The 10,120-nt window shown below is 70.8% G+C and carries 8 protein-coding genes; 5 read left to right on the forward strand and 3 right to left on the reverse strand.

Annotated elements, in window-relative coordinates:
• Window positions 1–137 precede the first annotated feature (137 nt).
• The gene (locus tag A6A25_RS25805; RefSeq protein ID WP_143193408.1) at window positions 138–497 is read left to right on the forward strand and encodes an STAS domain-containing protein; all 360 of its coding nucleotides are present in this window, start codon (window positions 138–140) and stop codon (window positions 495–497) included.
• Window positions 498–577: 80 nt separating this feature from the next.
• On the forward strand, window positions 578–1,432 hold the full coding sequence (locus tag A6A25_RS25810) for a TIGR03619 family F420-dependent LLM class oxidoreductase (RefSeq protein WP_073894182.1): 855 nt from the start codon (window positions 578–580) through the stop codon (window positions 1,430–1,432).
• 44 nt (window positions 1,433–1,476) lie between these two features.
• Here A6A25_RS25810 and A6A25_RS25815 read toward each other — a convergent pair whose 3' ends face one another.
• Window positions 1,477–3,336, reverse strand: coding sequence for an ABC transporter ATP-binding protein (locus tag A6A25_RS25815; protein WP_073894185.1), 1,860 nt, complete (start codon window positions 3,334–3,336; stop codon window positions 1,477–1,479).
• Complete coding sequence (locus A6A25_RS25820; protein ID WP_073894189.1) at window positions 3,333–5,066, reverse strand: ABC transporter ATP-binding protein; 1,734 nt, start codon at window positions 5,064–5,066, stop codon at window positions 3,333–3,335. Before A6A25_RS25820 ends, A6A25_RS25815 begins: the two co-directional genes overlap by 4 nt.
• A 117-nt stretch (window positions 5,067–5,183) precedes the next feature.
• Here A6A25_RS25820 and A6A25_RS25825 point away from each other — a divergent pair, with 117 nt between their 5' ends.
• Window positions 5,184–5,819, forward strand: coding sequence for a TetR/AcrR family transcriptional regulator (locus tag A6A25_RS25825; protein ID WP_073894192.1), 636 nt, complete (start codon window positions 5,184–5,186; stop codon window positions 5,817–5,819).
• Window positions 5,820–6,097: 278 nt separating this feature from the next.
• Here A6A25_RS25825 and A6A25_RS25830 read toward each other — a convergent pair whose 3' ends face one another.
• On the reverse strand, window positions 6,098–7,468 hold the full coding sequence (locus tag A6A25_RS25830; RefSeq protein WP_073894194.1) for a serine/threonine-protein kinase: 1,371 nt from the start codon (window positions 7,466–7,468) through the stop codon (window positions 6,098–6,100).
• Between the two features lie 557 nt (window positions 7,469–8,025).
• On the opposite strand from A6A25_RS25830, the gene A6A25_RS25835 reads away from it, so the two are divergent.
• The gene (locus tag A6A25_RS25835; protein ID WP_143193409.1) at window positions 8,026–8,304 is read left to right on the forward strand and encodes a hypothetical protein; all 279 of its coding nucleotides are present in this window, start codon (window positions 8,026–8,028) and stop codon (window positions 8,302–8,304) included.
• Window positions 8,305–8,315: 11 nt separating this feature from the next.
• A complete protein-coding gene (locus tag A6A25_RS25840; protein ID WP_143193410.1) occupies window positions 8,316–10,118 on the forward strand; it encodes a S8 family serine peptidase in 1,803 nt (600 codons plus the stop codon).
• Window positions 10,119–10,120: the final 2 nt, after the last annotated feature.

Raw genomic sequence — 10,120 nt, forward strand, 5'->3', positions numbered from 1 at the left:
TCATGCCCGACCCCGGCCGTGGTGCGTGATGCCGCACGCGGAGGGTTTGCCGGTCGACGAAGCAGGGAACCGGTACGTGACCGGCGACCGCCGGTGATCTCCTGTGCTGGGCACTGCCGTGATGGGCGAGGGGCGGAATGAGTCTGCAGATTGCCGGTGACGATGTGGTCGTGTCGCTCAAGCGGCTGGGGTCGGCCTCGGTGCTGGTGGTGCGAGGCTGTGTCGACGGACGGACTGCTCCGGTGTTGCGGGAGCACCTGGACGTGGTGGCGGGTGATGTGGTGGTCGACCTGAGCGAGGTGTCGTTCTTCTCGGCGGCCGGCGCGGCGGTGCTGTCGTCGGCGAGCCGGGACGTCCGGCTCCACGTGGTCGTGACCCCATTGATCCGCCAGGTCCTGCACGGGGCCGGCGTGGTCGGCTCGCTCGACCTGTACGACTTCCCCGCGGAGGCGGAGGAGGTGGCTGTGGCGTCGCGTCCGCTGCTGTTGGTCGGCTGACGATCCGGCCCTGCCGCGCCCCGCGCGCGGCAGGGCCGGGTTTGCCTTGACGTCGGCGTCAACGCCTACCGTCACCGATCATGAGATTCGCCGTCAGCTACAGCACCCCCTACTTCGGTACCGACCCCGACCGCATGGTCGGCTACGCCCGGCACGCCGAGGAGTGCGGGTTCGAGGCGTTCTACGTGCCGGAGCACATCGCGGTCTACCCCGGTGCGACGGTCGGGACACACGAGATCCCACCCGCGCTGCCCTACGCCGACCCGCTCGACTGCCTGGCGTTCGTCGCGGCGGCCACGGACCGGATCCTGCTCGGTACCGGCGTACTGCTGTTGCCCTACCACCACCCGGTGATCCTCGCCAAGCGCCTCGCGACCATCGACGTCCTGTCCAAGGGACGGATGCGGTTGCTGACCGTGGGCCTGGGCACCTTGCCGGGCGAGGCAAGCGCGGTCGGCGTGGACTTCGGCACGCGCGGCCGCCGAGCTGACGAGGCGATCGACGTGTTGCGGTTGCTGTGGGAGGGCGGCGAGCAGGGCGTGAGCTTCGAGGGCGAGTTCTTCGCCTTCGAGAACCTGTGCAGCTACCCGAAACCACTCGGCCTCACGCACCTCCCGATCCACGTCGGTGGTTCCAGTCGTGCCGCCGCCCGCCGCGCCGGCCGCCGAGGCGACGGTTACTTCCCCGGCGGCATGCTCATGCCCCACGAACGCGCACTCCAGTTGGACCTCGCCCGTTCGACCGCGATCGAGGCGGGCCGTGACGCCGAGGCGTTGGAGTACACGCGGTGGGGCGCGATCGACCTGACCGAGGACGCGGTGGAGGCGTTCGCCGAGCAGGGCGTCACCCGGATCGTGGTGAGCGCGACCAGCGCGGACCCGGCCGAGCAGCGCGACCAGCTCTCGTCCTTCGCCGAACGGTTCGAACTGAGGTGACGTGCCTCGGCAGTGGCCCGAAAGCCACTGCCGAGGCCACGCGGTCAGACGGTGGCGGCGAACTGGGCGGCGTACAGGCGGTGGTAGGCGCCTTCGGCGGCCATCAGCTCGTCGTGGCTGCCCTGTTCCACGATCCGCCCCGACTCCATCACCAGGATCACGTCGGCGTCCCGGATGGTCGACAGCCGGTGGGCGATGACGAAGCTCGTCCGCGACGACCGCAAGGCCGCCATGGCGTGCTGCACCAACGACTCCGTGCGGGTGTCCACCGAACTGGTCGCCTCGTCCAGGATCAGCAACGACGGGTTCGCCAGGAACGCCCGCGCGATCGTCAGCAGCTGCTTCTCTCCCGCGCTGACGTTCGTCGCCTCCTCGTCGATGACGGTGTCGTACCCGTCCGGCAAGGTGCGCACGAACCGGTCGACGTAGGTGGCGCGAGCCGCGGCGATGATCTCCTCCTCGGTGGCCGAGGAGTTGCCGTAGGCGATGTTGTCGCGGATCGTGCCGCCGAAGAGCCAGGTGTCCTGCAGCACCATGCCGGTCTGAGCACGCAGGTCCTCCCGCTTCAACGCGGTGATGTCCACCCCGTCGAGCGTGATGCGGCCCGCGTCCAGCTCGTAGAACCGCATGATCAGGTTGACCAGGGTGGTCTTGCCCGCGCCGGTCGGGCCGACGATCGCCACGGTCTGCCCCGGCTCGGCCACCAGCGACAGGTCCTCGATCAGCGGCTGCTCGGGCCGGTAGGAGAAGCTGACGTGCTCGAACTCCACCCGGCCACGTCGCTCGGCGGGCAGCGACGCCTCCGCCGGGTCCGGTTCCTGCTCCTCGGCGTCGAGCAGCTCGAACACCCGCTCGGCCGACGCCACCCCGGACTGCATCAGGTTCGCCATCGACGCCACCTGGGTCAGCGGCTGGGTGAACTGACGCGAGTAGTGGATGAACGCCTGCACCTCGCCCAGGCTCATCGAGCCCGACGTGATGCGCAGCCCGCCCACCACCGCCACGGCGACGTAGCTGACGTTCGACAGGAACATCATCATCGGCATGATCAGCCCGGACACGAACTGCGCGCCCATCGCCGAGCCGAGCAGCTCGTCGTTGCGGCGCTTGAACTCCGCCTCCGCCTCGCGCTGCCTGCCGAAGACCTTCACCAGCTGGTGGCCGGTGAACGACTCCTCGATGTGGGCGTTCAACGCGCCGGTGTGCTTCCACTGCGCCACGAACAACGCCTGCGACCGCTTGCGGATCCGCCCGGTCGCCACGACCGAGATCGGGATCAGCAGCAACGCGATCAGCGTCAACAGCGGCGAGATCGTCAGCATCATCACCAGCACGCCCACGACGGTCAGCAACGACGTGAGCAGCTGGCTCAGCGTCTGCTGCAACGTGGTCGACACGTTGTCGATGTCGTTGGTGACGCGGGACAGCAGCTCGCCGCGCGGCCGGCCGTCGAAGTAGCGCAGCGGCAACCGGTGGATCTTGTCCTCGACGTCGGAGCGCAGCCGGAACACGAAGCGCTGCACCACGTTGTTCAGCACCCGGCCCTGCCACCAGCCGAACAGCGAAGCCGCGACGTACAGGACCATCACCCACAGCAGCACGGTGGCCAGGCCGCCGAAGTCGATGCCCGCGCCAGGCGTGCCGCGCAGCCTGCCCAGGACGCCGTTGAAGATGATGTCGGTGGCCTGGCCGAGGATCTTCGGGCCGGCCACGGAGAACGCCACGCTGACGACGCCCAGCGCGACCACGACGAGCAGCGCGAGCCGTTCGGCGTGCATCCGCCGGACGAGCCTGCGCGCGGACGGGCCGAAGTTCTCGGCCTTGCCCATCGGCATGCCCATGCCGGGCATGCCGCCGCCCATCCGGGGCGGGGGAGCGGATCGGCTGGTGGTGGGTGCGCTCATGCCGCCTGCTCCGAGGTCAGCTGCGACTCCACGATCTCCACGTAGGTGGGGCAGGAGTCGAGCAGTTCGTGGTGGGTGCCGATGCCGACGACGGTGCCGCCGTCGAGCACCACGATCCGGTCGGCGTCCAGGATCGTGGAGACGCGCTGGGCCACGACCACCACGACGGCGTCACGGGTGTGCGGTCGCAGCGCGGCGCGCAGCCGTGCGTCGGTGGACAGGTCCAGCGCCGAGAACGCGTCGTCGAACAGGTAGATGTCCGGTTTGCGCACCAACGCGCGGGCGATCGAGAGCCGCTGCCGCTGGCCGCCCGAGACGTTCGTGCCGCCCTGGGCGATCTCCGCCTCCAGGCCGCCGGGCATCTCCTCGACGAAGTCGCGCGCCTGCGCGATCTCCAACGCTTCCCACAGCTCCTCGTCGGTGGCCTCGGGCCTGCCGTAGCGGAGGTTGGACGCCACCGTGCCGGTGAACAGGTACGGCCGCTGCGGCACCAGCCCGATGCGCCCGCACAGCGTGTCGGTGTCGATCTCGCGGACGTCGACGCCGTTGACGAGCACACCGCCGCCGGTCACGTCGATCAGCCGCGGCACGAGGTTGAGCAGGGTGGTCTTGCCGGTGCCGGTGCTGCCGATGACCGCCGTCCGCTGCCCGGCCTCGGCGCGGAAGCTGATGTCGCGCAGCACCGGCTCGTCGGCGCCGGGGTAGCGGAACTCGGCGGCGCGGAACTCCACCGACGTCCGCCGGGGCAGTTCGAGCAGCGGCGCGGTCGGCGGCCGGACCGACGACTCGGTCTCGAGCACCTCGTTGATCCGCTCGGCGCTCACCGCGGCACGCGGGATCATCATCGAGATGAAGGTCGCGAACATCACCGCCATGAGGATCTGCATCAGGTAGCTCAGGAACGCCGTCAGCGCGCCGATCTGCACTTCGCCGCTGTCCACGCGGAACGCGCCGAACCACAGCACGGCCACGCTGGAGGCGTTGAGCAGCAGCATCACCACCGGGAAGATCAACGCCTGGAGCCGTCCGACGCGCAGCGCGGTGTCGGTGAGCGCGCCGTTGACGTCGGCGAACCGCTGCGTCTCCGCGCGCTCCCGGACGAACGCCCGCACCACGCGGATGCCCGCCAACTGCTCCCGCAGCACCCGGTTGACCTCGTCGATGCGCTCCTGCATCAGCCGGAACTGCGGGACCATGCGGATGACGATGAGGCCGACCGCGATCGCCAGCGCCGGCACGCAGACCACGAGCAGCCACGAAAGGCCGACGTCCTCGCGCAGCGCCATCACGATGCCCGCCACGCACATGATCGGCGCGTTGACCAGCATCGTGCAGCCCATCACCACGAGCAACTGGACCTGCTGCACGTCGTTGGTGGTCCGGGTGATCAGCGACGACGGCCCCAGCGTGGCGACCTCGCGCGCGGAGAACTCGCCGACGCGGTGGAAGACGGCCGCGCGGACGTCACGGCCGAAGCTCATCGCGATGCGGGCGCTGTAGTAGACCGCGCCGACGGAGGCGAGGATCTGGACGACGGACACGGCGACCATCCAGCCGCCGGTCGACAGGATGTAGCCGGTGTCGCCGGCGGCGATGCCGAAGTCGATGATGTCGGCGTTGAGGCTCGGCAGGTACAGCGAGGCGACGGTGCCGATCAGCTGTAACACGAGCACGACCGTCAGTGCACGTCTGTACGGCCGCAGGTGGGTACGCAGCAAGCGGCTCAACAACGGTGTTCCCCCATAAGAAACGGATCGTGTCTAACATGTGCAAGGTAGACCCGTGCGATAAGAAACGCAACGTATCTAAAGAGTCGGTAAAGGCGTAAGGGCTCGGTGAGGGGCAGGGTGACGGGGACGAGGTCGCGCCGACGGGGCGCGCAGCTGGAGCAGGCCATCCTGGACGCGGCCTGGGACGAGCTGCGCGAAGTCGGCTACTCCCGGCTCACCATGGAGGCGGTGGCCGCCCGGGCGGGCACGAGCAAACCCGTCATCTACCGTCGGTGGAGCGGTCGGGCGGAGCTGGTGCTCGCCGCGTGGGCCCGCCACCTCCCGGTCGAACCCGAGCCGCCCGACACCGGCACGTTGCGCGGTGACCTGCACACGCTGTTCTCCCGCATCGCCCACCGGGCCGACACGATGATGAACGAGATGGTCGCGGGCGTGATGGGCGAGGCGTTCCGCCACCCCGAGGTCGCCGCCCTGCTCGGCGAGCGCCTGGCCAACCCCTCGCCGCTGACCGAGACCGTGCGCACGATCGTGGACAACGCCGTGCGCCGGGGCGAACTGCCGCCGGTCGACCTGCCACCCCGGGTGCTGCGGCTGCCGCTCGACCTGATCCGCACCGAGTCGATGACCTGTGGGTTCCCGGCCGTCGACGAGACCGTGGAGTCTTTGGTGGACGACGTCTACGTGCCGTTGCTGCACGGGTTGGCGACGGTGAGCGAGGTGGAGGTGGCGAGAGAGATGGCGGGCGATGGCTGATCAGGGGCGGGCAGCGCGGGTGAGGGCGCCGGTTTCCAGGGCGAGCCACAGCGCGCCGTCCGGGCCGCTGTCGTGGTCGGCGACGGGGTGAGGTTCGTCTCCCGCGGATCGGGTGCCGTCGCGCGACGTGTACGGGTCGGGTGTGCGGGGTAGTCCGGACGCGCCGTGTGCACGCGTGTCGGCACGGTAGGCCGGCCTTGGGCCTGGCTGGGTCAGACTGGCGCGGAACGTTGAGCAAACCAGCCTCCGCGCCGGTCTGACCTCCCTTTTCCCCGCGGTCAGCCGCTCGTGCAGGTCAGGTCCGGGCCCGGGACGCCAGAGCCGTTCGCGGTGAAGCCGAACGTGGTGGAGCCGTCCACCGGGAGCTTGGCGTTGTGCGAGGCGTTGGTGACGGTGACCGAGTCGTCGTCCACGGCGAGGATGCCGTTCCACAGGTTGCTGATCGCGTGGCCTTCCGGTCGGGGCCAGGTCACGGTCCACGTGGTGAGCGCCCGTCCGGCGGCGTTGCGCACGGTGACGTGGGCCTGGTAGCCGCCCGGCCAGGAGTTGGTGATCCCGAAGCGGGCCGTGCAGTCGGGTGGCGGTGTGGTGACCTCGATGGTGGTGGTGCTGGTGGCCTCGATGGTGGTGGTGCTGGTGGCCTCGATGAGGGTGCTCGCGGTCGTGGTCGTCGGGGCGGGTTCGGCGGTGCTGGCCGCGTCACGGCGGGCCAGCGAGTTGCCGATCACGATCCCGGCCGCGACCAGCACCACCGCGCCGGCGACGAGGGAGATCCGGCGCCACGGCACACGAGGCTGTGCGGGCAGCGGGCGGGTGTCGCCGTTCTGCGGTGCGCCCGGCAGCGGCCGTCCCTCCACGACCGCGCCGAGCAGGGCGTGCAGCTCGGCCATCGTGGGACGTTCGGCCGGGTCGCGGCGCAGCACGCGGGCCAGCACGTCACCCAGCGGGCCGTCGAACCGCATCGGCGCCACTTCACCGTCCGCGACCCGCCGGAGCAGGGCGTACGGGTTGTCGGTCGTGCCGAACGGCGGGTGGCCCTCCAGCGCCGCGTACAGCGTCGCGCCCAGGGAGTACACGTCGGAGGCGAACACGGCGTCCTGACCGGCCGCCACCTCCGGCGCGAGGAACGCGGGCGTGCCGACGACCAGCCGGGCGTCGGTCACGGTGTTCTCGCCAATGGCCCGGGCGACGCCGAAGTCGGCGATCTTCGCGGTGCCGTCCTCGCCGAGCAGGACGTTGTAGGTCGTGACGTCGCGGTGCACGACGCCGTCGGCGTGTGCCGCCGCGAGCGCGGACGCCACCTGCCACCCGACGCCCGCCACCAGCTCTTCCGGCAGCGGTCCGCGTTCGTCGACCAGCTCGGCCAGGGTTCGCGAGGGCAGGTACTCCATGATCAGGCAGGGCTTGCCGCCGTGCTCGACGACGTCGTGCACGGTGACCGCGTGCGGGTGCCGCAGGCGGGCGGCGACCCGCCCCTCCCGCACGATCCGCTCCACCGCGGCGGGTGAGTCGGCCGCGCTGAGCAGCTTGACCGCCACGGACCGCCCCAGGCGCTCGTCCCGCGCCCGCCAGACGACCCCGGCCGCACCGCGCCCGACCAACTCCACCAGCCGATACCGCCCGGCGATGACCTCGTCCCGTTCCGACACGCCCAGAAGCTACTTGGCCGCCTGGCCGCCCGGCCACCTCCAGTTGATCGGAAACGGTGTCTCGGCTGGGGGCGACGGTGTTCGACAGGCCGGTCGAGTGGTTCAGCGGGTGGGTTGTTGAGTCCGGCTCGATTTGACATGGGGCCCCTTTCGGGCACTCCAGGCAGGCCAAAGCCGGGCAGGCCTGGCGGATAAAGCGCCCGCCAGGCCTGCCCGGCTTCGACCAGCCTAAAGCACCCGAACCCCACGTAAAATCGGGCCTCCGCGGGTTGGCTGCGGGTCCGTTGTGGCCGCGGTCGAGGGCCTCTGCGGTCGGGTGGCGGGTCCGTTGGGGTGTCGCTCGATTGGGCGATAGATGCAACCTTTGACAACCTAAATCGCATTTCTCACGTTAGCCGGAGAAAACGGCCGGCCCGGCGGCGGGGAGGCGTGGGTGGAGGCGTCACGACCCTGGGATGGTCGCGACTGGGCAGAGTGCAGCAACGGGTCGTAACGCGTTCGGTGAGGTGGTGGATAGACCGAACAGAGGTGCAAGTGCCTGGAGGTGGCCTGCCGACATGGAGCCGAGGCGAGTGGTGGTGGCTCCGGAGTTGGAGCGGTGGGGTCGGGCTGCCGGGCCGGATGATCGTCGCAGTGCGATCGTGCGGTTCCGCGGTGGTACGGATCCGCGGCAGGCGGCGGACCGGTTGGTCGCGATCGGCATGGAGGTCGTGAGCAGCGGGGCCGGGTCGGTGATCGGCAACGTGTCGCCCGAGGTGCTGCGCATGATCGGTCGGGAGACCTGGGTGCTGGCCGTGGAAGCGCCCCGGACGCTCAGGTCGCTTCAGGGCAACTGAAGGGGCGGGTCATGGAGCCCAGGCGGGACACGGTGCTGGACGCGAGGTTGCGGGGGGCGGCGGCGTTCGCGAGTCGGCGGCCGCCGGCTGAGCGGGGTGTTGTGGCGCGGTCGCTGGACGTGGCCGGGCGGACGGCGCGGGGTGTGGCGCCCGAGCAGACGTCGGTCAAGTTGGTGGTCCGGTCGGACGCGGTGGCGGAGGCGGGTGAGTGGTTGGCCGCTGTCGGGGGTCGGGTGGTGTCCGCGCCGGCGGATGCGCGGTCGTCGGGCAACGCGGTGGTGATCGCGAACGTGCCGGTCGCCGAGCTGTCCCGGTTGGACGGTCAGCCGTGGTTGCGGCGGGCGGAGGCGCCGAAGGAGATGTTCGCGCGGATGGACTTCGCGCGGGGTGAGGCGACGAACCTCGACGCGGCGCTGGCGCTGCCCGAGCACAGCGGGTTGACCGGGGACGGCGTGCTGTTGGCGGTGATCGACAGCGGGGTCGACTGGGCGCACCCGGACTTCCGCGACGAGGACGGCGCGACCCGGCTGGAGCGGTTCCTGTTCGCGCACCGGGCCGACGACGCCGACGTGTCGACGTACGAGGTGTTCGACGCGGAGGCGATCGACAAGGCGTTGAGAGGTGGCCCGGTCATCCCGGTCGGTGACCCGGGTGGGCACGGGACGCACTGCGCGTCGATCGCGGCGGGCAACGGGTTCGCGTTGCCGGACCGGCGGTTCCGGGGTGTCGCGCCCGGTGCGTCGTTGATGGGTGTGCGCAGCGAGCCGCTGTTGGACGAGCACCTGATCGAGGGCATCCGGCAGGCGTTCGAGGTCGCCGGTGACCGGCCCGCGGTGGTCAGCATGAGCCTCGGTGGGCACTGGGGCGCGCACGACGGCACGTCGGCGTTGGAGAACGAGATCGCGCAGGCGTCCGGTCCCGGTCGGATCGTCGTGGTGGCGGCGGGCAACGAGGGCGACGACGGCGTCCACGCGGAAGGCAGGCTCGTGCCCGGTCAGGACCTGGTGATCCCGGTCAAGGTCGTGGACGACGGCGTGCTGCTGTGCGACGTGTGGATCCCGCGCGGCGACGAAGTGGACCTGTTCGTCGAGACGCCGAGCGGGCAGCGGTTCGTGCCGGACGGCGAGGAGACGTCCACGCCGCACGGCCCGTTCCTGGCCGAGTTCGTGGAGAACCCGCTCAACCGGGACCAGAACCTGACCGTGCTGATCGCGGGCACGGTGGGCGAGGTCTGGTCGATCCGGGTCCGGCCGCTGGACGTCGTGCACGGCGAGGTGCACGCGTGGGCCACCGCGACGCAGGGCGGGCGGCTGGTCTTCCCGCGGTCGGACGGTTTCAGCCTGGGCATCCCGGCGACGGAGGAGCGGGCCATCGCGGTCGGCTCGCTGGTCAGCCGGGCGAAGTTCGAGGGCCCGGACGGTGTCGGGACGGTGCCCGGCCTGACCGTGGGCGCGTTGTCGGCGTTCTCCAGCCACGGCCCGACCCGGGTGGGTGTGCAGAAGCCGGACGTCGCGGCGCCGGGCCAGGTCGTGACCGCCGCGCTGGCCGCGGACTCCGAGTTCGCCCACAACCCGCGCCTGGCGTCCCGCCTGCACCCCAGCGGGAAGTACGTGACCATCCAGGGAACCAGCATGGCCACGCCCTTCGTGGCCGGGCTGATCGCCTTGCTGCTGCAACGCGAACCCCGGCTGACGCCCGAGGACGTCCAGCAGCGGCTGCGGATCAGCTCACGCCGTGACGCGGGCACGGGCCGGGTCTGGAACCCCCGGTTCGGGTGGGGTCGGTTGGACGCCAAGGCCCTGCTCGACACCTGACC

Origin of the sequence: Saccharothrix sp. CB00851, assembly GCF_001905065.1 — a bacterium.
GTDB lineage: Bacteria > Actinomycetota > Actinomycetes > Mycobacteriales > Pseudonocardiaceae > Actinosynnema.